22 protein-coding genes are annotated in these 21,730 nt (G+C 67.0%); 4 read left to right on the top strand and 18 right to left on the bottom strand.

Annotated elements, in window-relative coordinates; all coding sequences use genetic code 11:
• Window positions 1-48: 48 nt before the first annotated feature.
• From CDO44_RS23310 to CDO44_RS23295, 4 genes are all read right to left on the bottom strand, one after another.
• Window positions 49-816 (bottom strand): helix-turn-helix domain-containing protein, encoded by a 768-nt coding sequence (locus CDO44_RS23310; RefSeq protein WP_158213406.1) that lies wholly within the window; start codon window positions 814-816, stop codon window positions 49-51.
• A 135-nt stretch (window positions 817-951) separates the two neighbouring features.
• Window positions 952-3,231: a penicillin acylase family protein gene (locus CDO44_RS23305; protein WP_087782636.1), complete on the bottom strand. Its 2,280-nt coding sequence runs from the start codon at window positions 3,229-3,231 to the stop codon at window positions 952-954.
• Complete coding sequence (locus CDO44_RS23300) at window positions 3,228-3,608, bottom strand: RidA family protein (protein ID WP_087782635.1); 381 nt, start codon at window positions 3,606-3,608, stop codon at window positions 3,228-3,230. Before CDO44_RS23300 ends, CDO44_RS23305 begins: the two co-directional genes overlap by 4 nt.
• Window positions 3,609-3,655: 47 nt before the next feature.
• Complete coding sequence (locus CDO44_RS23295; protein WP_158213405.1) at window positions 3,656-4,672, bottom strand: tripartite tricarboxylate transporter substrate binding protein; 1,017 nt, start codon at window positions 4,670-4,672, stop codon at window positions 3,656-3,658.
• A gap of 68 nt (window positions 4,673-4,740) precedes the next feature.
• On the opposite strand from CDO44_RS23295, the gene CDO44_RS23290 reads away from it, so the two are divergent.
• On the top strand, window positions 4,741-5,817 hold the full coding sequence (locus tag CDO44_RS23290) for an AraC family transcriptional regulator (protein ID WP_087782633.1): 1,077 nt from the start codon (window positions 4,741-4,743) through the stop codon (window positions 5,815-5,817).
• Window positions 5,818-5,886: 69 nt separating this feature from the next.
• On the top strand, window positions 5,887-6,126 hold the full coding sequence (locus CDO44_RS23285; RefSeq protein ID WP_087782632.1) for a hypothetical protein: 240 nt from the start codon (window positions 5,887-5,889) through the stop codon (window positions 6,124-6,126).
• 31 nt (window positions 6,127-6,157) lie between these two features.
• Here CDO44_RS23285 and CDO44_RS23280 read toward each other — a convergent pair whose 3' ends face one another.
• Genes CDO44_RS23280 through CDO44_RS23270 form a run of 3 tightly spaced genes read right to left on the bottom strand, consistent with a single transcriptional unit; the run spans window position 6,158 to window position 9,475 of the window.
• Window positions 6,158-7,138 (bottom strand): fumarylacetoacetate hydrolase family protein, encoded by a 981-nt coding sequence (locus tag CDO44_RS23280; RefSeq protein ID WP_087782631.1) that lies wholly within the window; start codon window positions 7,136-7,138, stop codon window positions 6,158-6,160.
• Window positions 7,139-7,194: 56 nt separating this feature from the next.
• On the bottom strand, window positions 7,195-8,496 hold the full coding sequence (gene hmgA / locus CDO44_RS23275; protein WP_087782630.1) for a homogentisate 1,2-dioxygenase: 1,302 nt from the start codon (window positions 8,494-8,496) through the stop codon (window positions 7,195-7,197).
• A 16-nt stretch (window positions 8,497-8,512) separates the two neighbouring features.
• Window positions 8,513-9,475 carry a tripartite tricarboxylate transporter substrate binding protein gene (locus tag CDO44_RS23270; RefSeq protein ID WP_087782629.1) on the bottom strand — a complete coding sequence of 321 codons (963 nt, stop codon included), beginning with the start codon at window positions 9,473-9,475 and terminating at the stop codon, window positions 8,513-8,515.
• A gap of 127 nt (window positions 9,476-9,602) precedes the next feature.
• Here CDO44_RS23270 and CDO44_RS23265 point away from each other — a divergent pair, with 127 nt between their 5' ends.
• Window positions 9,603-10,391, top strand: coding sequence for an IclR family transcriptional regulator (locus tag CDO44_RS23265; protein ID WP_087782628.1), 789 nt, complete (start codon window positions 9,603-9,605; stop codon window positions 10,389-10,391).
• A 46-nt stretch (window positions 10,392-10,437) separates the two neighbouring features.
• On the opposite strand, the gene CDO44_RS23260 is transcribed toward CDO44_RS23265, so the two are convergent.
• Window positions 10,438-11,541 carry a mechanosensitive ion channel family protein gene (locus CDO44_RS23260; RefSeq protein WP_087782627.1) on the bottom strand — a complete coding sequence of 368 codons (1,104 nt, stop codon included), beginning with the start codon at window positions 11,539-11,541 and terminating at the stop codon, window positions 10,438-10,440.
• A 191-nt stretch (window positions 11,542-11,732) separates the two neighbouring features.
• Entirely contained in the window at window positions 11,733-12,995 is a 1,263-nt protein-coding gene (locus CDO44_RS23255; protein WP_158213404.1) for an MFS transporter, read from the bottom strand.
• A 79-nt stretch (window positions 12,996-13,074) separates the two neighbouring features.
• Here CDO44_RS23255 and CDO44_RS23250 point away from each other — a divergent pair, with 79 nt between their 5' ends.
• Window positions 13,075-13,692 carry a TetR/AcrR family transcriptional regulator gene (locus tag CDO44_RS23250; protein WP_087782625.1) on the top strand — a complete coding sequence of 206 codons (618 nt, stop codon included), beginning with the start codon at window positions 13,075-13,077 and terminating at the stop codon, window positions 13,690-13,692.
• A 71-nt stretch (window positions 13,693-13,763) separates the two neighbouring features.
• Here CDO44_RS23250 and CDO44_RS23245 read toward each other — a convergent pair whose 3' ends face one another.
• From CDO44_RS23245 to CDO44_RS23205, 9 genes are all read right to left on the bottom strand, one after another.
• Window positions 13,764-14,186, bottom strand: coding sequence for a F0F1 ATP synthase subunit epsilon (locus tag CDO44_RS23245; RefSeq protein ID WP_087782624.1), 423 nt, complete (start codon window positions 14,184-14,186; stop codon window positions 13,764-13,766).
• Between the two features lie 142 nt (window positions 14,187-14,328).
• The gene (atpD, locus tag CDO44_RS23240; protein WP_087782623.1) at window positions 14,329-15,747 is read right to left on the bottom strand and encodes a F0F1 ATP synthase subunit beta; all 1,419 of its coding nucleotides are present in this window, start codon (window positions 15,745-15,747) and stop codon (window positions 14,329-14,331) included.
• 42 nt (window positions 15,748-15,789) lie between these two features.
• Complete coding sequence (gene atpG / locus CDO44_RS23235) at window positions 15,790-16,668, bottom strand: F0F1 ATP synthase subunit gamma (protein WP_087782622.1); 879 nt, start codon at window positions 16,666-16,668, stop codon at window positions 15,790-15,792.
• Window positions 16,669-16,793: 125 nt separating this feature from the next.
• Window positions 16,794-18,332 carry a F0F1 ATP synthase subunit alpha gene (gene atpA, locus CDO44_RS23230; RefSeq protein ID WP_087782621.1) on the bottom strand — a complete coding sequence of 513 codons (1,539 nt, stop codon included), beginning with the start codon at window positions 18,330-18,332 and terminating at the stop codon, window positions 16,794-16,796.
• 53 nt (window positions 18,333-18,385) lie between these two features.
• On the bottom strand, window positions 18,386-18,925 hold the full coding sequence (locus CDO44_RS23225; protein ID WP_087782620.1) for a F0F1 ATP synthase subunit delta: 540 nt from the start codon (window positions 18,923-18,925) through the stop codon (window positions 18,386-18,388).
• Window positions 18,926-19,010: 85 nt separating this feature from the next.
• Window positions 19,011-19,481 (bottom strand): F0F1 ATP synthase subunit B, encoded by a 471-nt coding sequence (locus CDO44_RS23220; RefSeq protein WP_087782619.1) that lies wholly within the window; start codon window positions 19,479-19,481, stop codon window positions 19,011-19,013.
• An 82-nt stretch (window positions 19,482-19,563) separates the two neighbouring features.
• On the bottom strand, window positions 19,564-19,806 hold the full coding sequence (gene atpE, locus CDO44_RS23215; RefSeq protein ID WP_087782618.1) for a F0F1 ATP synthase subunit C: 243 nt from the start codon (window positions 19,804-19,806) through the stop codon (window positions 19,564-19,566).
• 225 nt (window positions 19,807-20,031) lie between these two features.
• Entirely contained in the window at window positions 20,032-20,898 is an 867-nt protein-coding gene (atpB, locus tag CDO44_RS23210) for a F0F1 ATP synthase subunit A (RefSeq protein WP_087782617.1), read from the bottom strand.
• A gap of 78 nt (window positions 20,899-20,976) precedes the next feature.
• Window positions 20,977-21,603 (bottom strand): ATP synthase subunit I, encoded by a 627-nt coding sequence (locus CDO44_RS23205; protein ID WP_087782616.1) that lies wholly within the window; start codon window positions 21,601-21,603, stop codon window positions 20,977-20,979.
• Between the last annotated feature and the right edge of the window lie 127 nt (window positions 21,604-21,730).

Genomic DNA, 21,730 nt, shown 5'->3' with positions numbered 1-21,730 from the left:
CGGCCTCATGCGAAGGCCGGATCGAATCACGCGCCCGCCGGTTCAGGTTCAGAAGTTGGCCGAATGGACGGAGCCCGGTCGGGACGGCCTCGGCAAGATCGGCCGCTCCTTCCTGCGATAAGGCTCGGCCGCGATCTCATGCTTGCGCATCAATTGCCAGAAGGCCCGCCGGTTCTTGCTCGCGGCGCGCGCCGCCTGCGAGATGTTGCCCTGGTAGCGCGCAAGCATCTCTGCAATGTAGCCCCGTTCGAACTCGGTCACGACACGGGCCTTGGCGACCTGGAAGGCTTCGCGCTCGCCTTCGGCGGGCGCGGTCGCGGCGTCCGCGGCTTCCTCTTCCTCGGCGGTGCCCGCGATCGCGGCGGAGCATTCGGCGCGCTCCCCGCGATCGGCGCCACCCGGTCCGGCCATCTGCACCAGCCGCGTCTTGAATTCCTCGGCGCACATCGGATAGCGCATGAAATCGTCCAGCCCGAACGAGAGCAGGTCCTGCAGGCCGGCGGCGCTCATCTCGCGCACCAGGCCCAGCACGGGCGTTTGCAGCGCGCCGCGCGCAGCGGCCAACACGGTGCGCGTCCAGCCCAGCGTCGCGAGCGTGACAGGCAGCAGGCAGGCGTCATAGCGCTTGAGCGCCAGCGCTTGCCGCTGCAGCGCATCGGCGGCGGGCGGCGACGACCCGGCGCCGCCCGCCGCTTCCAGATAGACGCAGTGCAAGGCGATCCGCTCGCGCGCGGCCGACCAGTCTTCCACAAGCTCGAGCATCCATTGGATGTGGTCAGGCACCATCAGTATGGCGCAATCGATTGTTCCCCTCATGGTCATGTCCCATATTGTCCGAAGCGCCAGACTAGAGACATGCCGGCCGGGTCTCAATTCGCGGAACACACAAACGCGGATTTGCGTATTCAGTCGCGCGCGCGGCGGCCGTTAATGCATGGCCGCCGCGCGTCCCTACTCGGTCAGCCGCAGCGTTTCCACCGCAGCCGCGGCCACCTCGTCTTCCATGAAGGGCGCATCGACGAGCTGCTTGCGCGACAGCAGCGCCACCTGGTCGTCATGATGGGGCGAACCCGGCTCCGTGGACTGCCCGTTGGCCGCCATTACCTTGGCGACGACCTTGCCCGCGCGCCAGGTCACGACCTGCACGTACGCGGTGCCCGCCACGATATCGCCATAGCCTTGGGGTCCGAGCGGGGCACCCTCCATGGCATTGAGCACGCCCTGGTCCCCTCGCCCGCCATGCAGCGGCACTCTTCCCGCCGCCGTGGGACGCGCCAGCATGGCGCCCCACGGTTCGTCGCCCTTCAGGCCGACCTCGGCCAGGGCGGCGGCCGTTTGCGCCAGCGCCGACCGTACCGCCTCCTGGACCGCCGGCGCCGTGGACATCGTCCGGACCGCCAAGGGAGCGGCAGGATCGTAGGGCTGCGCATACAGATCCGCGATCGCACCGAGCCGCGGCCACAGCTCGTTGAACAGCAGCGCGCCGCGGCTGCCGCCATCGTTGCGGCGATCCCAGTTCGCCAGTACGGCGCACGCACGAGCCGTTTCGCCGCCTGCGCCGGCGCAGGCGGCTTCGATGCCGTCCAGCAGGGTCTCGGCGGCATAGTTGCGGTTGCCGAAGACCACATCCACGGCCTGGTCCACGTCTACCTTGCCTTTCGCCAGCATTTCGCCGATAAGGCAGTGCGACATGCGGGTGCGGCCCCCGGGTTCGGCGACCGGTGCGCCGAACAGCACGGAGTAATTGTCATGCCGCTGGCCATAGATCGACAGGCTGTAGCTGTCGTTGGCATTGTGCGCCACGCCCCGCGTGGCAAGCGCGGGAACCCGCTGCGCCGGCGCGAGCCGGGGGCGGCCCTGGGCGTCGCGTACCAGGCACGCGCCGCGGCTGCCGTCCAGCGCGGCCGGTACCTGACCTGTCGGAGTGGCCTCCACGGCGCAGCCGGCCAACGCGGCATCGTCGATGTCGAGGATGGGGCCCGATTCGATGAACATGGCGGTGCCCTGGCTGTCGCCGGCCACCAGGTGCGCGGCAATGCCGCGGTGCTGCGCGACGGCGCGCTCGAACCCGGCGATGTCGCGCGCCTTGGCCACCTGCAGCATCTGGTCCAGCCCTCGCGCATCGCCCGCGGCGGCATCGGTGACGGCATACCATCCCGCCGGCCGGCCCGGCGCGGCGGGCAGCCGGTACAGGGGGCCGAGCGCCGAGTACGGCACGCCGAAGACTTGGGTTCGCGTCGTCCCGTCGCCCTGCATGATCTTCATCTCGATAGTCCGCCGCTCGATATCGCGCGGCTTGCCGTCCACCATGTAGACGGGCCTGGCGCCGGTGCGGACATCCAGCTTGAGAGGCAATCCATAAGTGACCGTCGCGGGCGCCTCGATGCTCCATGCCAGGTTGCGGGTAAAGCCCGTCAAGGGCAGCGGCACGCCAAGGAAGTCGGCGCCCATCACGTCGATTTCGCCGGGGATGGTCAGGTGTACCTGGTGCATCAACAGCCAGTGGTCCTGCCAGTACGTGTGGGGGTTGGCGACCACGATGGAGGTGCCCGAGCCGGTGGCGTCGGCGCCGTAGGCCCAGGTGTTGCTCGCCATGCCCAGGCGCGGGCGGGGCGGCGACACCGCCGCGGAGGCGGGCTCGTCCAGGTGCTCCCACAACGAGGCCGAGGCGAAAGGCGCGGCCATGAACGAGCGGTTCAGCGTTCCGATCTGCATGACCGCGCGCAGTACGTCGGCCGCGGTCATCGCCGGCGGCTCGAATCCTTTGCACGGCGGCGCGGAAGCGTTGCGTTCCGCGGCGTAGCGGTTGAAGCCGGCCGCATAGCCTTCCGCCAGCGCGCGCGCATCATCCGACAGCGACTGCCACGCGGCATCCAGGTATTCGGTCGACAACTGCATGCGATAGAACAGGTCGCTGTCCAGGTTGGGCAAGGGCAGGAACCCGACCAGCGCCCGGCCGTCCGCGCCGAAATGGGCAGACCGTTCGCCCCGCAGCGTGATCACCCGATCGGCCAGCACGCAGAACTGGTCGCGCGCCACGGCATAGCCGTAGCCATAGCCCAGGCCGGCATAATCGTTCGCCTTGACGTGCGGCACGCCGTAGGCCGTCCATCGCACCTGCGCATCGAAGCGGGTTGCCGGCGGCGGCGGTGCGGGCGGATCGTCGCCGCCGCCGCAGCCGGCGGCCAGGAAGACCGCCGCGCAGGCCCGTACCCAGCGCGGCGCCCTCATGACCGCACCGCCGGCTTGCGGGCGATGACCTGCATCTCGACGTGCGCGCCGGGGTAGGCGATGCCGGCGATCATGGCCGTGCCCGTCGGCTTGCAAGGCAATTCGTCGGCCAGGGTATCGATGACTGCGCCGACGTGTTCGGCGTTGTCGATGATCAGCGTGTAGTTGACGATGTGCTCGAGGCGGGCGTCGGCCGCGGCCAGATACGAGGCAATGTTCGCGAGCATCAGCCGCGTCTGCTCCTGGACCGTGGGCGCCAGTTTCCGCGCGGTGTAGTCCATGCCTATGGTGCCCGAAACGAACACCCAGTCTTCGTCGAACATGACACGGCTATAGGGCGCGCGCGAAAAAGGCAGGGGGAAGTCTGCGATCTGCATGAAGCTTGCTCCGTATGCTGGGAAGGAATGGACGCCGCCGCCCGGATTCAATCGAGCTTGAACCCCAGCTTGCGGACGATGGGGGCGTATCGCTCCAGGTCGGTGTCGATGCGCGCCTTCAGCGCCTGCGGATCGGTCCGCGCGGCGGGCTCGAATCCGAACACCAGCAGCTTGTCGACCACGTCGGGCTGGCGCACCGCCCATTCCACGGCATCGGACAGGCGCTGGACCACGTCGGCGGGCAGACCCGCGGGGCCAACGATGCCGAACCAGACGGACATGTCGATGCCCTTGAATCCCAGTTCGTCGAGCGTGGGCACGTCGGGCAGGCCCGAGAAACGCCGCGCCGAGCTGACCGCCAGGATGCGCGCACGGCCCGACTTGGCGAAGGGGACGTAGGGCGCGATGCCGTCGAACGCGGCGTCGACGCTGCCGGCCATGAGCGCCTGGGCCACTTCTGCGCTGCCTTTGAAGGGAACGCGATTGGCGTGGATGCCGGCCGCGTTGTTAAACATCTCGAGCAGGATCTGCGAGACGATCGCGCTGGCTCCGATGTTCAGTTCGCCCTGCCGCAAGCGGCCGCGCTCGACCAGGTCCGCCACGCTGGCCGGATCCTTGGGCTGGCTGCGCGCAACGACGGCATTGGGAGCGGTCACAGCCAGCGCCACGGGCGTGAAATCCTTCCTGGGATCGTAGGACAGCTTCTGGTAGAGCGCGGGGTTCAGGACGAAGGTCTGGTCGATGGACCACAGCAGCGTATAGCCGTCGGCCGGTGCGCGCAGGATTTCCTGCACGCCGATGAGCGTATTGCCGCCGGCCTTGTTTTCGACCACGATGGGCTGCCCCAGCCGCTCCTGCAGCTTGAGCGCAATCATGCGGGCGGCCACGTCGGCGCCGCCTCCCGCCACGAAAGGCACCACCAGCCGCACGGGACGCGCGGGCCAGGGCTGCGCGGCGGAGACCGCGGATCCCGCGAGGGCGCATACCAGCGCGAAGCAGGCTTGCAGCAGGCGGCGGCTGGGAATCCGATGCGGGTCGCGCGCAGCGCGGCGAAGCATCGACATGCCGAATATCATCATTACACTCCGTCGAAAAGTTGTCATAATGCTAATGTCGCGCCCCGGGGCCATGTATGCAGATCCAGACGCAAACTGTGCCGATCCACACTCCGGGCCCGGTGCTGCGGGAAGACGATCTCAACGCCATTCTTGCGCCGCCCGAGCCCGAACCGGCAGGCCTTACCCTGGGCGACATGCTGGGCGGATCGCATTGCAGCGTGCCCTGGCCCAGCGGCGGCGGCCACGTGACGCGCCTGCACACCCTGCCCTGGGAAGGCGCGAGCGCCCGCTATTTCGACTTCAGCCTGAACGACCGCCTGCGGGTGCGACTGGATCCCGACAAGGAGCTGCTCCTGACCTTCTTCCTCGAAGGGCACGTCAGCGGCCACGTGGGCGATGAAAGGGGTCCCGAACTCGACTTCCGCCTGAACCGGGTCCTGCTGCGCACCCCCAATCGCAACGGCGGCTACCTCATCGATATCCCGGGTGCGGATACGCACCGCTTCGTGCAGTTCCGCCTGCGCCGAGACCTGCTGCCACGCTGGCTGAAGGCGCTCGGCGTGCGCATCTCGGCCGCCCAGCTGGAAGACATGGTCGACCGCGACGACGGCCGCATCCTGTGCAATGCCGCCATCACGCCCAAGCTGCGCGGCTGCCTGGAACGCATACGCGGCGAGCGCAGCGACCAGCCCGCGTTCGTACCGCTTTTCCACGCACGCGCCACCGAGTTGCTGCTTTGCGTGCTGCAGGAACTGGACGACCTGCTCCGTCCGGCGCGCTCGCCGTCGGCCGACGCCAAGGCGGTCGTGGCACGGCTGCGCGAGGTGATTGCCGAAGAGCCGTCACGCCCGTGGACGATCACGGAACTGGCGCGGCGCGCCGGCTGCACCAATGCCCGCCTGCAGCAGCACGTGCGCGATGCCACCGGCCATTCGGTCTACAACTTCCTCGTCGCCCAGCGGCTGGAACTCGCCGCCGCGCTGCTGCGCGACTCCCGCCTGGGCGTGCAGGCCGTCGCCGCCGAGGCGGGGTGGCAATGCCATTCCCGTTTCGCGGCAGTGTTCCGCGCGCACTATGGCAGCACGCCGCGGGAATACCGGCTGCGCCATGCCCAGCCGACGGCGCAGGGTTCATATCCTGCTACAAATTGACTGTTTCTGCGCGCTTTCCTGCAGCATTTCTACGGCACACTAAAGCCCGTATCACGCAGGAACCGCAGCATGACCAAGCCCAAGACCCTCCGCTCCGCCGCCTCCATGATTCTCGTCACCACGGCGCTGGCCTGGGGCTTGCCCGTACGCGCCGACGACATGCGCACCCTGGAGTCCGAACAGGACAGCCTGATCGACGCGATTCCCGCCGGCGCCGCCGGCGCGTTCCGCCTGCTCTCGTCCGATCGCGCCGAGTCGGGCGCCGACACGGCGGCCGGCCCCGGCCAGGACGACCGGGACGCAAAGTAGGCATTACGGCGCAGGCCTCTTTACCGGCTTCCTACCCGAGCGGCGCGAACCGCTGCTCGATGGCGCCGAATACGCTGTTGCCCGCCCGGTCGAAGTGCTCGATGCGTACCGTGTCGCCAAAACGAAAGAACGCCGTGCGCGGCTGGCCTTCTTTCAGCGTCTCCAGCGCGCGCCGCTCGCCCAGGCACCCCACGCCCACCGCTTCGTCCTCGTTCGACACCGTGCCCAGCCCGACCAGCGTGCCGGCCTCGAAGGCGCGGGTCCGGGCCGCGTGGGCAATCAGGTCGCCATAGTGGAAGGCGGCGTCGATGCCGGTTTCGATGGCGCCGGCAAGTTCGCCGCGCACCCAGCATTTCATGGTGCCCGACACCAGCTTGCCGTCCCAGAGCTCGCCGAGCTCGTCGGGCGTCACCGCGATCGGTCCCAGGCTCGAGGCCGGCTTGCCCACCAGGAAGCCGAAGGTACGCTTGAGCTCGCCTGGGATGATGGCCCGCAGCGACACGTCGTTGAGCAGTACGAAAAGACGAATATGCCGCGCAGCCTCGTCGGCCGGCGTTCCCAGCGGCACGTCGCCGGTCACCGCCGCGATCTCGGCCTCGAAGTCGATGCCGTCGTCCTCCGAAGGCAGGCGCACTGTCTCGTTCCATGCCATGAAGCCGTGCGAGATGCCTTGGTACATCAATGGCTTCTGGAAGAAATCGTCAGGCAGGGCTTCGCCCCGCGCATGGCGGTTGCGCCGTATGTGGCTGGGGTACGCAGCGCCATCCAGATACTGGAAAGCGCGCGGCAGCGGCGCGGCCAGCGTCGACAGGTCGAGGTCGAACGCGTCCTGCGCGCGCCCGGCATTGAGCGCCTCGTACAGCGCCTGGAGGCGGGGGCCCGCCTCGTCCCAATCGTCCAGCGCCCGCTGCAGGGTAGGCGCGATGTCCCCCGCGCTGACCGCCTTGGCGAGGTCGCGGCTGACCACCACGAGCGCGCCGTCGCGCCCATGGCGTTGCGATGCCAGTTTCATTTTGCGTTTCTCCGGGAAATGACGGCGCGCTGCCCGTTGCCGCGCGCCCGGGTGCGCTACGCCGGTCCGGGCCGGAAGCCGTCCCACACCTCGTCGTAGTCGGGTTGCAGATTGGGCGCGGCCAGCGCCTGCGCGGTGGGCCGGAACACGTGCCGGCTCTCGAACATGAAGGCCATGATGTCGGCCAGCCGGCGCGGCGCCAGCGCCTCGTTGCTGGCGCGTTCGAACGTCGCGGCATCGGGGCCATGCGGCAGCATGCAGTTGTGCAGGCTGATGCCGCCGGGCACGAAGCCTTCGGCCTTGGCGTCGTATACCCCGCGCACCAGTCCCATCAGTTCGCTCATCACGTTGCGATGAAACCAGGGCGGACGAAAGGTGTCCTCGGCCACCAGCCAGCGCGGCGGGAAGATCACGAAATCGCAGTTCGCGGTGCCGGCGGTTTCCGACGGCGAAGTCAGCACCGTATTGATGGAAGGATCGGGATGGTCGAAGGTGACGCTGCCCATCGCCATGAAACGGGAGAGATCGTATTTGCAGGGCGTCAGGTTGCCGTGCCAGGCCACGACGTCGAGCGGCGTGGCGTCGCGCTCGACTTCCCAGAAGCCACCCAGGAACTTGCGCACGATGCGGACCGGTCCGGCAGCGGCTTCGCACGCGGCGACGGGCGCAAGAAAGTCACGGGGATTGGCCAGGCCGTTGGACCCCAGCGGACCGAGCTCGGGCAGGCGGAACGGCGCGCCGTAGTTCTCGCAGAGGTAGCCGCGCGCGGCGCCGTCCGGCAGGTCTACCCGCAGGTGCACGCCGCGCGGCAAGAGCAGGATCTCGCCCGGCGCGACGTGGAGCCGCCCCATCTCGGTCAATACGTCGAGCGCCCCCGCCTGGGGCACGACGAGCATTTCGGCGTCGGCATTCAGCAGATAGCGGCCGCGCATCGGCGTGTTGGCCCGGTAGACGTGAACCGCCACGCCGCTCTGCCCCTCGGTGCTGCCGTTGCCGGCGACGGTGACGATGCCGTCGACGAAATCCGCCGGCCCGTCGGGATCGGGCCAGGGGTTCCAGCGCAGGCGGTTGGCCGGCGTCGGCACCTGGTCGAACGGCGCCGAGAGCCAGGTGGCATGCGGCATGGGCCGCAGCTTGCGATGCATGGCCGAAGGACGGCGCCGGTAGGTCCAGGTGCGCAGGTTGACCGCGCGCGGCGCGGTGAACGCCGTGCCCGATATCAGCTCCGCGTACAGGCCATGCGCCACGCGCTGCGGCGAGTTGCGGCCCGATGGCAGCGTGCCCGCCACCGCTTCGGTGGCGAATTCGTTGCCGAAACCGCTCTGGTAGCGCAGGCCTAGCCAGGTTCCCGTGTCCATCCTCTTCCCGCTCCCTTCAGTTGGCCGCGATGTTGGCGCGCTCGACGACTTTCTTCCATCGCGCGATCTCGGACTCGATCATGGCGCGCATCTGCTCCGGCGTGCTGCCGCTCGCCTGGCTGCCGATATCGTCGATCGACTTGCGGAAGGCCGGATCCTCGACCATGGCCGCCAGCGCGGCATGGAGCTTGTCGACGATGGGCTTGGGGGTGCGGGCCGGCGCGGCGATGCCCAGCCATGAGTACACCTGGAAGCCTGGCAGTGTCTCGCCCGCCACCGGCACGCCCGGCAGCTGCGGCCACGGCGTGGCGCTGGTGACGGCCAGCGCGCGCATGGTGCCGGCCTTGATCTGCGGCGCCGACACGGTGGCCGTGTCGACCAGCACGTCGACTTCGCCCGCCAGCACCGCCTGGACCGGCGCGGCGCCACCGCGGTACGGCACGTGCAGCATGTTCACGCCGGCGGTCGCGGCCAGTAGCTCGCCGGTCAGATGCTGCGTAGAACCCACCCCGACCGACGAGAACGACACGCCGCCCGGCTTGGCTTGCGCCGTCGCCAGCAGATCGGCCAGCGTGCGTGCGGGGTTGTCGGCCTTGACGCTCACCACGAACGGAAAGGTCGTGACCGTTGAGATCGGCTGGAAATCGCCGATGGGGTCGTAGGGGATGTTCTTGTTCACGGCCGCCGATACGGTATGGCCGCCAGTGAGCATCACCAGGGTGTAGCCGTCGGGCTCGGCCTTGGCGACATGGCTGGAAGCCACCATGCCGCCGGCGCCGGTCCTGATCTCCACTACCACCGGTTGGCCCAGCACCCCCTGCAGGTACTTGCCGACCAGCCTCGAGACGGTATCGGCGTTGCCGCCGGCGCCGAAACCGTGAACGAGCTGGATGGGCCTCTCGGGATAGGCGGCGACGGCGGTGGCGCCCACCACCGCCGTCGCCGCCGTCAATGCCATCTTGATGAAACGGTCGCGCATCGTCTGTCTCCTCGCTTATCGTGTCGCGGGTTTCCGCTCTATGGAAAAACCGCGTCCCGCATGGAGGAGCAATATATGATCGGCCCGACCGGCGAACACCGGAATTTCCGCAGAATGGACATGAGTTATGGCAAGCGGCGGCACCCCCGGCGAACCGGGCACCATTGAACGGGCAGTCCAGCTGTTGAAGCTGCTGGCGACGGCCGGCAAGCGAGGGCGGGCGCTGACCCAACTGGCCGAGGCTACCGCCCTTCCCCATTCCACCGTGCATCGGCTGCTGCGCCGTCTGATTCGCGAGCGCCTGGTCACCCAGAAAGAATCGGACAAGTGGTATGCGCTCGGCCCGCTGGCGTTCGAACTGGGGCTGGCGGCCACGGCGTCCTACGACTTGCGCGAGCATTGCCGCGCCAGCCTGGACCGGCTGGCCGAAGAGGTCGGCGATACCATCTACCTGTCGGTGCGCAGCGGCAGCGAAGCCGTGTGCGAGGCGCGGCACGAGGGGCCATCCCCGATACGGGTGAACACGCTCTCGATCGGCAGCCGACGTCCACTGGGGCTCGGCGCGGGCGGGCTTGCCATCCTCTCGTACCTGCCCGACGCCGAGCGGGAAGACATCATCGCCACCGACGGGCAACGCATCTGCGAAGAGGGCCGGTTCAGCGAGCAGGACCTGCGCGCCGCCATCGAGGCCTGCCGCCGACTGGGCCATTCGCTGATCCGCAACCGCGTCACGCGGGGTGTCACCGCCGCCGGCGTGCCGATACGCGACACCCTGGGCCGGCCCATCGCGGCCATCAGCGTGGCGGCCATCGACGACCGCATGCGGGAAGACCGCGTGGCGATGCTGGCGCGCAAACTCCACGAGCACGCCAGGGAAATCGAGGCGTCGCTGCGAGGCCGCGCGGGCGGCAACTGAAGCGCGGCAACCGGCGAATGTCGCCGCGCCGCCCGGCTACCGATCGCTACACCGGGATCACGCGGCCTTCCGGCGTGGCATCATCCCGCTCCCGGCCCAGCTGCGCGCGCACGCGCGGCAACCCGCCGGGATAGCGTTCGCTGATGAACGCGATCAGCCGCTCGCGCAAATAGCATCGCAAATCGAAGGCCTGGCCGGAATTGGCGGCGCTCACCAGGAAGCGCACCTGCATCGCGCGGTCAGTGGTGTCCGTCACCTGCACCACCGCCACGCGCGTGTCCCAGAGCGGCGACTCCTTGCACAAGCGCTCGAACTCCTTGCGTACCGGCTCCAGCGGCACCGAGAAATCGAGCCACAGGAAAACGGTGCCCAGCAGCGACGCCGTCCGGTGCGTCCAGTTCTCGAACGGATTCTCGATGAACCACTGCAAGGGCACGATCATGCGCCGTTCGTCCCAGATGCGCACCACGACGAAGGTGCCGGTGATCTCCTCGACCCTGCCCCACTCGCCGTTGACGATAAGCACGTCGTCGATCCGTATGGGCTGGCTGAAAGCGATCTGCAGGCCGGCAATGAAATTGCCCAGCACCGGGCGCGCCGCGATGCCGGCAATCAGGCCCGCCACGCCGGCCGAGGCCAGCAGGCTGGCGCCGATCTGGCGCACGCCCGGCAAGGTCAGCAACACGAATGACAGGCCCAGCAGCAGGATCACGGCATGGGCGCTGCGCGCCAGCACCCGGGTCTGCGTCAGCATGCGGCGCGCGCGCAGGTTGTCGGCCACGTCGTAGGGATTGAGCCGGATGGCCGTATCGCTGAGCGACTTGATGCAGCTGTTGGCCCACCACGTCAGGCACAGGATGAGGGCCACGGTGACGACGTAGGCCAGGCCGCGGGTATAAGGCATGTCCGCGGGCGCGCCGCTGAGCACCACGCGTATCGCCAGCAGCGCCATCACGAACTGGCTGGCGGTGCATCCACCTACCACCACGGCGTGGAGATAGGGACGCGGCGCGGTGATTCGCCTGAGCACCAGAAAGCCGATGCGGTGGACGATCAGGGCGATGATGACGGCGACGACCATGGCGATCGCCAGTACGAACCACGCCCGGTATGCCTCCGGCAGGAAGTCGAGAGGTAGGGAAGCCAACATGTTGACGCCTCGTCTTGGCCGACTCAGCGGTCATGCTAGCAAGCATGCGGAAGGCCCGCGGCCCGCCCTGGGATACCGTTGTTTTCGATTTGTTGGCAGCGGCCCGGGGCCCGCCGGGCGCAGGTTGCCGCGAGGCCGCGGCATGCGGCGCCTCGCAAGGCGCCGGCTTCCTGCCCCGGTCCGTCGATTCGTTACAACTCGGAGCGAGGGGAAGCAGCCTGGATGCGCGTGGACGGCGCTGCCCTTGCCGCGCCCAGCCAGGCCAGCGCGCCCAATAGCAGCACGCCGGCGCCGAACTCGCGCGCGGTGAAGACGATGTCGCCACGCTGCGCCACATCGTAGCCGGCAAGAATGGCCGGCACGCCCATCGCCAGGTAGGACACGACGAACAGCACGGACAGGACACCGGCCCGATCGGTTGGCGGCAGAGGCGCGATCACGTTGCGCAGCGCGCCCTGGAAACCGGTGCCGAACCCGGTGCCCGCGATCGCGGTCCCGACCATGAACAGTGCCAACGAATGCAGGGAAAGCGCCGCCAGCACGGCCGCCATGCCGATCATCAGCGCGACTGCGCCAAAGCGCGCCAGCATCCGGGCCGAACGGTCGCGCAGCACCGCCACGGCAATCACGCCGCTGACGGCCAGGAGGAACAGCGCCAGGCCTCCGAGCAGGACGGAGCTCGACCCGACCAGGCTGCGCAGCAGCGTGGGACCCAGCGAAGCATAGAAACCGCCCAGCCCCCAGACCGCAACCACGATCGGCAGCGCCAGCAGCAGCGGTGTGCGCACGGAAGCCGGCATGGCGAAACTGGGCACGAGCGAAGCCAGCGCGCCGCGCCGCCGCGGCGCCGTTTCCGCGATAAAGAAAATACCTATGCCCTGCAAGACGAAGACCACGCCCAGCACGGCGTACACCAGGTGCGTCGGGGCCGGCAGGTACTGGACCATGATCCCGGCCATGATGCCGCCCACCGCCGTGCCCAGCATGGGCGCCAGCGCATTGGCCAACGCGCCGCGCGCCTTGTCGATATCGAGCATGCCGGCGCCCACCGCGGCGATGGCGGCGCCCGCGGACAGGCCCTGGATCACGCGCCCCGCCAGCAAGTCGGACAGGCCGTCCGCGGTGGCAAAGACCACCATGGCCGCCGCCTGCACCGCCGCGGCAGCCATGAGCACCGGCCGGCGGCCGATATAGTCCGACAGGCGGCCAGCCACCAAAAGCGACACGAGCACCGCCAAGGCGTAGCTGCCGAACGCCACTGTCAGCATGGTGGCAGAGAATCCCCATTGCTGCTGGTAGATCGCGTATAGCGGGGTCGGCGCCGCCGACCCCGCCAGGAACGCCAGGGTGATCGATGCCAGCAGATGGAAGCTGAACCGCGGCGACAGCCGGCCGTGGGCCCGGGGGCAGGCGGGAACGGGGGCGGCGGCCTTGGCGGCAGAAGCGCAAGTCATGAGTGGAATCCGGAACATTAAACAGACAGGTCTGTCTGAATTGCTTGAAGTGTACAGACCTGTCTGGTAATGTCAAGGCATGGACACGAATACGACAAAAGACCCGGCGACCCGCCGTTCGGCGCGCCAGCGCCTGCTCGACGCCGCGGACGAGCTGTTCTACGAAGGGAGCATCCACACGGTCGGCATAGACCGGATCATCGAACGCGCCGGCGTGGCCAAGGCATCGCTGTACGACACCTTTGGCAGCAAGGAAGCGCTGATCCAGGCCTACCTGCTTGCCCGGCACGAGGCGCGGCAGGCGCGCATCGCCGCCCGCCTTGCCCAGTGCGTCGATCCCCGCGAACGCTTGCTGGCCATCTTCGACAGCATGCGGGAAACCATGGCCGCGCCCCGCTACCGCGGCTGCCCCTTCAGCCGCGCCGCCTCCGAATCCGCGCCCAGCGCCGGCATCCGGGGAGCCTGCGACACGGCGCGCGGCTGGATGCGCGACCTGTTCACCAGCCTGGCCCGGGAAGCCGGCGCAGCCGATCCAGAGTCCCTGGCTTACCAGCTGATGCTGCTCTACGATGGCGCGTCCGTCTCCACCCATGTCGACGCCAATCTGAAAGCCGCCGACGCCGCCCGCGCCACCGCCGAACAGCTCCTGAACGCCGCCCTTCCCGCCCCCGCGGCAGCTCAGCAGCCGACCCCATAAAAAAATCGCGGAGCCTCTTAGGACACCGCGATTCACATTCCAACCTGGGCGCGCGAAGCGCTAGGGAGGACCTAGCTTCTTCCACCCCGCAACTTGCGGATGGCGGCCAGCTGCGCAGCCAGCATCGCCAGCTCGGCCTCGACCACGGCCACTTCGGCCTTGTCCTTGGCATTGCGCAGCGCTTCTTCCGCCGCCCTGCGCGCCTGCTCGGCCTTGGCCTCGTCCAGGTCGTGGCTGCGGATGGCCGTATCGGCCAGCACCGTCACGGTACCCGGCTGGATCTCGAGCAGCCCGCCCGCGACGAAGATGTGCTCTTCCTCGCCGTTGTCCGCGCGCGAGATCTTCACCGTACCCGGACGGATACGCGAGATCAGCGGCGTATGGCCGGGCAGGATCCCCAGCTCGCCCGCCTCGCCAGGCAGCGCAACGAACTTCGCCTCGCCGGCGAAGATCGACGCTTCCGCACTGACGACATCTACATGAATAGTTGCCATACTCAATTCTCCTGGACTGCGCTTCGCGCAGCCCCAGCGCCCCTACCCAAAATAACTGCCCCGAACCCAGGGCACAGCGGATCCGGCTTTGCCGGTCCGCCAGTGCCGCCCCCTGGGGGGCGCGCGTAAGCGCGTAGGGGGGTTACAGTTTTTTTGCTTTCTCGAACGCTTCGTCGATCGTGCCGACCATGTAGAAGGCCTGCTCGGGCAGCGCGTCGCACTCGCCTTCGACGATCATCTTGAAGCCGCGGATGGTTTCCTTCAGCGGCACGTACTTGCCGGGCGAACCCGTGAACACTTCGGCCACGTGGAAGGGCTGCGACAGGAAGCGCTGGATCTTGCGGGCGCGGCTGACGGCCTGCTTGTCTTCCGGCGACAGTTCGTCCATGCCCAGGATCGCGATGATGTCGCGCAGTTCCTTGTAGCGCTGCAGCGTCTGCTGCACGCCGCGGGCCACCGCGTAGTGCTCTTCGCCCACGACCTGCGGATCGAGCTGGCGGCTGGTGGAGTCGAGCGGATCGACGGCGGGGTAGATACCCAGCGCGGCGATGTCACGCGACAGCACGACGGTCGAGTCCAGGTGCAGGAAGGTCGTGGCGGGCGACGGGTCGGTCAAGTCATCCGCGGGCACGTACACGGCCTGGATCGACGTGATCGAGCCGGTCTTGGTCGAGGTGATGCGCTCCTGCAGCTTGCCCATTTCCTCGGCCAGCGTCGGCTGGTAGCCCACGGCGGAGGGCATGCGGCCCAGCAGCGCGGACACTTCGGTGCCGGCCAGCGTGTAGCGGTAGATGTTGTCGACGAAGAACAGGATGTCGCGGCCTTCGTCGCGGAACTTCTCGGCCATCGTCAGGCCCGACAGCGCCACGCGCAGGCGGTTGCCCGGAGGCTCGTTCATCTGGCCGAACACCATCGCCACCTTGGACTCTTCGATCTTGTCCAGGTTAATGACGCCCGCTTCCGCCATTTCGTGGTAGAAGTCGTTGCCTTCGCGAGTCCGCTCGCCCACGCCCGCGAACACCGACAGGCCGCTGTGCTGCTTGGCGATGTTGTTGATGAGCTCGAGCATGTTCACGGTCTTGCCCACGCCGGCGCCGCCGAACAGGCCGACCTTGCCGCCCTTGGCGAACGGGCACACCAGGTCGATAACCTTGATGCCGGTCTCGAGCAGCTCTACGGAGGGCGACAGCTCGTCGAACTTGGGCGCGTCCTGGTGGATGGCGCGACGCTCTTCCGACTTGATCGGGCCGGCTTCGTCGATGGGACGGCCCAGCACGTCCATGATGCGGCCCAGCGTGCCGGTGCCCACGGGCACCGAGATGGGCGCGCCGCTGGCGGCCACGGCCATGCCGCGGCGCAGGCCGTCGGACGAGCCCATGGCGATGGTGCGGACGACGCCGTCACCCAGCTGCTGCTGCACTTCGAAGGTCAAGCCCTTCTCGGCGAAGGCCGAGCTCTCGTCGGCCAGCGTGAGGGCCTCGTAGATCTTGGGCATGCTGTCGCGGGGGAACTGGATGTCCACCACGGCACCGATGCACTGAACGATGGTTCCGTTGCTCATATCGATTCCTCGATTCCTGATTCTTTAAGGCGTCGCGCCGGCTTACACCGCCGCCGCACCACCCACGATTTCCGAAATTTCCTTGGTGATGGCAGCCTGGCGGGTCTTGTTGTAGACCAGTTGCAGGTCGCCGATCACCTTCTTGGCGTTGTCCGATGCAGCCTTCATGGCCACCATCCGGGCGGACTGCTCGGACGCCATGTTTTCGGCAACGGCTTGGTACACCAGCGCTTCCACGTAGCGCAGCAGGAGTTCATCGACGACCGACTTCGCATCCGGTTCGTAGATGTAGTCCCACGAGTAGGCCTTCTTTTCTTCCTCGGTCTGCGCGAAGCGCTCGGCCGACAGCGGCAGCAGCTGCTCGATCACGGGCTCCTGCTTCATCGTGTTGATGAAGCGGTTGTACGCCAGGTACACCACGTCGACCTTGCCCTCGGCATAGGCGTCGAGCTGCACCTTGATCGCGCCGATCAGGCGCTCGAGGTTGGGCGCATCGCCCAGCTGCACCACCTGGGACACGACGTTGGCGTCCAGACGGGTCAGGAAGCCCAGGCCCTTGTTGCCGATGGCCGTGGTCTGGACCTTGATGCCCTTCGCTTCGGATTCCTTCAGGCGATTGAGCACCGCGCGCAGAACGTTGGTGTTCAGCGCGCCGCACAGGCCCTTGTCGGTGGTGACCACGATCAGACCGGCAGCCTTGATGTCTTCCCGCTTGGCCAGGTAGGCGTGCTCGTAGTCGGGATTGGCTTGCGCCATGTGCGCGGCGATATTGCGCACCTTGTCGGCATACGGGCGGGCAGCGCGCATCCGATCCTGCGCCTTGCGCATCTTGGACGCGGCGACCATCTCCATCGCCTTGGTGATCTTGCGCGTGTTTTGCACGCTCTTGATCTTGGTTCGGATTTCCTTGATTCCGGGCATCTATCTTCCCTTCTCTGTTTCCCTCTAAGCCGTTGCTGCCCCGCCTTCCAGGGCACGGCGGATCCGGCTTTGCCGGTCCGCCGGTGCCGCCCCCTGGGGGGCGCGCGTAGCGCGTCGAGGGGGGTTCAGATAGCGTTTTTCTTGAAATCCTTGACCGCTTCGTGCAGCGCGGCTTCGTCGTCCTTGGACAGTTCCTTGGTGTCCTCGATACGGCCGACCAGCGCGGCGTACTTGGACTTCAGGTATTCCTTCAGCGCCTTTTCGAACGCCAGGACGTCCTTCACTTCAACGTCGTCGAGATAGCCGTTGTTGGCGGCGAACAGCGACACGGCCAGCTCCCAGACCTGCAGCGGCTGGTACTGGGGCTGCTTGAGCAACTCCACCACGCGGCGGCCGCGCTCGAGCTGGCGGCGGGTCGATTCGTCGAGGTCGGACGCGAACTGCGCGAACGCGGCCAGTTCACGGTACTGGGCCAGGTCGGTACGGATACCGCCGGACAGCTTCTTGATGACCTTGGTCTGGGCGGCGCCACCCACGCGCGACACCGAGATACCGGCGTTGATGGCGGGACGGATGCCGGCGTTGAACAGGTCCGATTCCAGGAAGATCTGGCCGTCGGTGATCGAGATCACGTTGGTCGGAACGAAGGCGGACACGTCGCCGGCCTGCGTTTCGATGATGGGCAGCGCGGTCAGCGAACCGGTCTTGCCCTTCACCGCGCCGTTGGTGAACTTCTCGACGTACTCTTCGTTGACGCGCGCGGCGCGCTCGAGCAGGCGCGAGTGCAGGTAGAACACGTCGCCGGGATAGGCTTCGCGGCCGGGCGGGCGGCGCAGCAGCAGCGAAACCTGGCGGTAGGCCCAGGCCTGCTTGGTCAGGTCGTCATAGATGATCAGGGCGTCTTCGCCGCGGTCGCGGAAGTACTCGCCCATCGTGCAGCCCGAGTAGGCGGCGATGTATTGCATCGCGGCCGAGTCGGAGGCCGAGGCGGCCACGACGATGGTGTATTCCAGCGCGCCGTGCTCTTCGAGCTTGCGGACCACGTTGTTGATGGTCGAGGCCTTCTGGCCGATCGCCACGTACACGCAGGTCAGGCCCTTGCCCTTCTGGCTGATGATGGTGTCGACGGCGACGGCGGTCTTGCCGGTCTGGCGGTCGCCGATGATCAGCTCGCGCTGGCCGCGGCCGATGGGCACCATGGCGTCGATGGCCTTCAGGCCCGTCTGCACCGGCTGCGACACCGACTTGCGCGCGATCACGCCCGGGGCGACCTTCTCGATCACGTCGGTCGCCTTGGCGTTGATCGGGCCCTTGCCGTCGATGGGCTGGCCGAGCGCGTCGACCACGCGGCCCTTCAGCTCCGGACCCACCGGCACTTCCAGGATGCGGCCGGTCGTCTTGACCGTGTCGCCTTCGGAAATGTGGGTGTAGTCGCCCAGAATCACGGCGCCGACGGAGTCGCGCTCGAGGTTGAGCGCCATGCCGTAGGTGTTGTTGGGGAACTCGAGCATTTCGCCCTGCATCACGTCCGACAGGCCGTGGATGCGGGTGATACCGTCGGTCACGGAAACGACCGTGCCTTGGGTGCGAATGTCAGCAGAGCTGCTCAGGCCCTCGATGCGGCTCTTGAGCAGTTCGCTGATCTCAGACGGATTGAGTTGCATGGTTGACTCCTGGAATCCTTTCTCTCGGTGCCGATAAGGGCGCAGCGACCGAACTATGCGACGAGCGCGTCGCGCATGCGATCAAGCTGCGCACGCACGGAGGTATCGAGCACCTGGTCCCCGACGGACACGCGCACGCCGCCGATCAGCGAAGCGTCGACCCGGACGGTGGGCTTGATCTTCACGCCGAATTTCTTTTCCAGCCCGGCGACCAGGTCGGCAACCTGGGCATCGGTCAACGCGAATGCGCTGGCGATCTCGGCATCCGCGGTGCCCTCGTGGCGATTCTTGAGCCACAGGAATTGCGATGCGATCTCGGGCAACAGCAGCAAGCGGCCGTTTTCGACCAGCAGCTTCACGAAATTGCGCGCGGCCGGCGACAGCGGCGTCTTCAGCGTGGCCGTGAACAATTCGACTCGCTGCTCGTTGTCGAGCTTGGGATCGGCGATGGCGCTGCGCACGTCGGGGTGCGCGGCGGCCTGCGCCATTTCGGCGACAAGCTCGGCCCAGGCGGCAAGGCCTGCGCTATCTGCACGGGCAACGCCGAACAGCGCTTCAGCGTATGGCCGGGCGATGGTGGACAGTTCAGCCATGGTGGCTCTCGATGCCTGATACGGTTAGCGAGGTGATTCGCAAACGCGAGAGCGGCACGCTGCCGTGCCACCCGCGCGGGTTCATTTACAACTGCGCCTTGAGCTGGCCGAGCAGTTCGGCATGCACCTGGGCGTTGACTTCGCGCTTGAGGATTTCCTCGGCGCCCTTGACGGCCAGTTGCGCCACGGCGTCGCGCAGGCCTTCGCGGGCGCGCTGGGCTTCCTGCTGCGCTTCCTGGCGGGCTTGCTCGAGAATGCGGGCGCGTTCGGCCTCGGCGTCCTTGCGGGCCTGCTCGATCAGGGCGGCAGCCTGCTTCTCGGCCTGGGCCAGGCGAGCCTGGTTCTCGGCCTTGGCGGCGGCTTCGATCTGACCGATGCGGGCCTCGGCCTGCACCAGCTCGGCCTTGCCCTTCTCGGCCGAGGCGAGGCCTTCGGCGATCTTCAGACGGCGCTCTTCGATGGACTTCATCAGAGGCGGCCACACGAACTTCATCGTGAACCACGCCAGAATGAAGAACACGAGCATCTGGAAGACGAGTGTCGCGTTCAGATTCACGGTGTTTCCTTATTCGGAAAAGAACATCATCCGTGACGAGGGCGAGGGCCGCGTCACGGAGCGGTCATGTCGAATAGAGGTCTTAGCCGACGAACGGGTTCGCGAAAGCGAACAGCATGGCAATACCCACGCCGATCAGGAAGGCCGCGTCGATCAGGCCGGCCAGCAGGAACAGCTTGGTCTGCAGGGGGTTCATCAGCTCGGGCTGGCGAGCCGAAGCCTCGATGTACTTGCCACCGACGATCGCGATTCCCAGGCAAGCGCCGATGGCACCCAGACCGATGATCAGACCGCAAGCGAGAGCGACGAGAGCGACGTTGGTCATGACAACTCCTTGATATGAATCGAAAAACGACTAGTTATGTTGAAGATTGGAACGACGGATACTGCTAACTTGCTACTGGACCGCGGCAACCCACCGCGCCCCGGTATTTCTACACACACCTGCACATCTCCACTTTCCCCCGACCCCACGGGCGCCGCAGATCCGGCTCCGCCGGCCTGCCAGCGCCGCCCCTGGGGGCGCCCGAAGGACGTACGGGAGGCCCGATCAATGCCCTTCGTGCGCCTGGCTCACGTACACCAGGGTCAGCATCATGAAAATGAATGCCTGCAGCACGACGATCAGGATGTGGAAAATGGCCCAGATCGACCCGGCGATGAGGTGGCCGATGCCAAGGAACACGCTGGTTGCGTTCAATCCGGCCCATGCGCCGCCCAGCAGGGCGATCAGCATGAAGATCAGTTCGCCGGCGAACATGTTGCCGAACAACCGCATGCCGAGCGAAACCGTCTTGGCGGCGTATTCGATGAGGTTCAGCAGGAAATTGAAGGGGGCCAGGATGACGGCGCCGATGCCGTGCGCATGGAACGGCGCGGTGAACAGCTCCTTGACGAAGCCGCCGGGCGACTTGATCTTGATGCCGTAGTAGAGCATCAGCAGCAGCACGCCGAGCGACATGCCGATGGTGGCGTTCAGGTCGGCCGTGGGCACGATGCGATGGTAGTGGATGACGTCGCCCAGTCCGACCAGGCCGAACAGATAGTGGGGCAGGTCCACCGGCAGCAGATCCAGCGCGTTCATGAAGATGATCCACATGAACACCGTGAGCGCGAGCGGCGCGACGAACTGGCGGGAGGTGGCGTTATGGACGATGCCCTTGGCCTGTTCGTCGACCATCTCGACCAGGATCTCGACGAAGGCCTGCATCTTGCCCGGCACGCCGGCGGTGGCGCGGCGGGCGCCCAGCCACATCAGGAACACGACCAGCAGGCCCATGGAGATGGACCAGAAGAGCGTGTCGTAGTTGACGACCGAGAAATCGGCAATGAGAGTCTGCTTGTGTCCGGTGTTGTTCAGGTGTCCCAGGTGGTGGACGATGTACTCGGACGCGGTCGGCGCTGTGGTGGAAGCCATATCGGGGGGTTCTATCCTACGACCTGATTTTGAAATGCTTGCGATGCCGGCCGGGATGTCCTGCCCGTGCCGTCACCTTCAATCCTTCTTGCCGAAAGCCAGTACCAGCCACTGGCTTTTCAGCGCACACACCAAACCCGCCAGAAAGGCGGGCCAAACAAGCCACTCACGACCGAACTTCGCCGCCGCGACAATGAACACGGCAGCGATGGCGATCTTGAGGAACTCGCCGAAGAAAAACGTTGCGGGGTTTGCTCCCCCCGGCTTGTGCACACTCAGAATCAGCCTGAATGCGAACAAGGCGTTGGGAATGACGTATGCCGCGGCACCGACCAGCGCCGACCCTCCGGCGGCGCTCCCTGACACCGCGTAGGCCAGCACGGCAACGACTACGCTGACGGCAACCTGAATAATTATCGCATGCAGCAAGTCCCGCACGGCCCGCTGACGCAACACTATCCGTTCTGCTTCGGTAAGCCGAAGCGGTTCTACCTGTTCATTGGATCGCAGACGCTCGGCGTCGCGGGCCTCCCAACCCCATGGATCGGGTTCGCCGGCCTCCCTTTGGTCGCGCACACCGGATATTTCCCGCTGCGCCTTCCCCGTGGCGGCGTTCCCGCCAGCCGCTTTTGCGTTGGCCGCTTTTCCGTTGGCCGCTTTTCCGTTGGCATTTGAAGGGCGCGGATCGTCTTCGATCGTCTTCATCGGACGACTAGCACCTTTTCAAGACCTGCTTTCCGACAAACCATACGAGTATAGCGGGTTTACCCGGGCCGATCAAATCAAAATCCCCCCTACGCGCTAAAGCGCGCCCCCCAGGGGGCGGCACCGG

The sequence above is a fragment of the Pigmentiphaga sp. NML080357 genome (assembly GCF_002188465.1).
Classification (GTDB): Bacteria; Pseudomonadota; Gammaproteobacteria; order Burkholderiales; family Burkholderiaceae_B; genus Pigmentiphaga.
Note: the sequence above shows the minus strand (reverse complement) of the source record. Positions and strands in the feature narration are given on the sequence as shown.

What these genes read in the sequence shown, in the direction of transcription:
- CDO44_RS23310 (WP_158213406.1), bottom strand. Translation starts at nt 816, where the DNA reads ATGAGGGGAACAATCGATTGCGCCATACTGATGGTGCCTGACCACATC.
- CDO44_RS23305 (WP_087782636.1), bottom strand. Translation starts at nt 3,231, where the DNA reads ATGAGGGCGCCGCGCTGGGTACGGGCCTGCGCGGCGGTCTTCCTGGCC.
- CDO44_RS23300 (WP_087782635.1), bottom strand. Translation starts at nt 3,608, where the DNA reads ATGCAGATCGCAGACTTCCCCCTGCCTTTTTCGCGCGCGCCCTATAGC.
- CDO44_RS23295 (WP_158213405.1), bottom strand. Translation starts at nt 4,672, where the DNA reads ATGTCGATGCTTCGCCGCGCTGCGCGCGACCCGCATCGGATTCCCAGC.
- CDO44_RS23290 (WP_087782633.1), top strand. Translation starts at nt 4,741, where the DNA reads ATGCAGATCCAGACGCAAACTGTGCCGATCCACACTCCGGGCCCGGTG.
- CDO44_RS23285 (WP_087782632.1), top strand. Translation starts at nt 5,887, where the DNA reads ATGACCAAGCCCAAGACCCTCCGCTCCGCCGCCTCCATGATTCTCGTC.
- CDO44_RS23280 (WP_087782631.1), bottom strand. Translation starts at nt 7,138, where the DNA reads ATGAAACTGGCATCGCAACGCCATGGGCGCGACGGCGCGCTCGTGGTG.
- hmgA (WP_087782630.1), bottom strand. Translation starts at nt 8,496, where the DNA reads ATGGACACGGGAACCTGGCTAGGCCTGCGCTACCAGAGCGGTTTCGGC.
- CDO44_RS23270 (WP_087782629.1), bottom strand. Translation starts at nt 9,475, where the DNA reads ATGCGCGACCGTTTCATCAAGATGGCATTGACGGCGGCGACGGCGGTG.
- CDO44_RS23265 (WP_087782628.1), top strand. Translation starts at nt 9,603, where the DNA reads ATGGCAAGCGGCGGCACCCCCGGCGAACCGGGCACCATTGAACGGGCA.
- CDO44_RS23260 (WP_087782627.1), bottom strand. Translation starts at nt 11,541, where the DNA reads ATGTTGGCTTCCCTACCTCTCGACTTCCTGCCGGAGGCATACCGGGCG.
- CDO44_RS23255 (WP_158213404.1), bottom strand. Translation starts at nt 12,995, where the DNA reads ATGACTTGCGCTTCTGCCGCCAAGGCCGCCGCCCCCGTTCCCGCCTGC.
- CDO44_RS23250 (WP_087782625.1), top strand. Translation starts at nt 13,075, where the DNA reads ATGGACACGAATACGACAAAAGACCCGGCGACCCGCCGTTCGGCGCGC.
- CDO44_RS23245 (WP_087782624.1), bottom strand. Translation starts at nt 14,186, where the DNA reads ATGGCAACTATTCATGTAGATGTCGTCAGTGCGGAAGCGTCGATCTTC.
- atpD (WP_087782623.1), bottom strand. Translation starts at nt 15,747, where the DNA reads ATGAGCAACGGAACCATCGTTCAGTGCATCGGTGCCGTGGTGGACATC.
- atpG (WP_087782622.1), bottom strand. Translation starts at nt 16,668, where the DNA reads ATGCCCGGAATCAAGGAAATCCGAACCAAGATCAAGAGCGTGCAAAAC.
- atpA (WP_087782621.1), bottom strand. Translation starts at nt 18,332, where the DNA reads ATGCAACTCAATCCGTCTGAGATCAGCGAACTGCTCAAGAGCCGCATC.
- CDO44_RS23225 (WP_087782620.1), bottom strand. Translation starts at nt 18,925, where the DNA reads ATGGCTGAACTGTCCACCATCGCCCGGCCATACGCTGAAGCGCTGTTC.
- atpE (WP_087782618.1), bottom strand. Translation starts at nt 19,806, where the DNA reads ATGACCAACGTCGCTCTCGTCGCTCTCGCTTGCGGTCTGATCATCGGT.
- atpB (WP_087782617.1), bottom strand. Translation starts at nt 20,898, where the DNA reads ATGGCTTCCACCACAGCGCCGACCGCGTCCGAGTACATCGTCCACCAC.
- CDO44_RS23205 (WP_087782616.1), bottom strand. Translation starts at nt 21,603, where the DNA reads ATGAAGACGATCGAAGACGATCCGCGCCCTTCAAATGCCAACGGAAAA.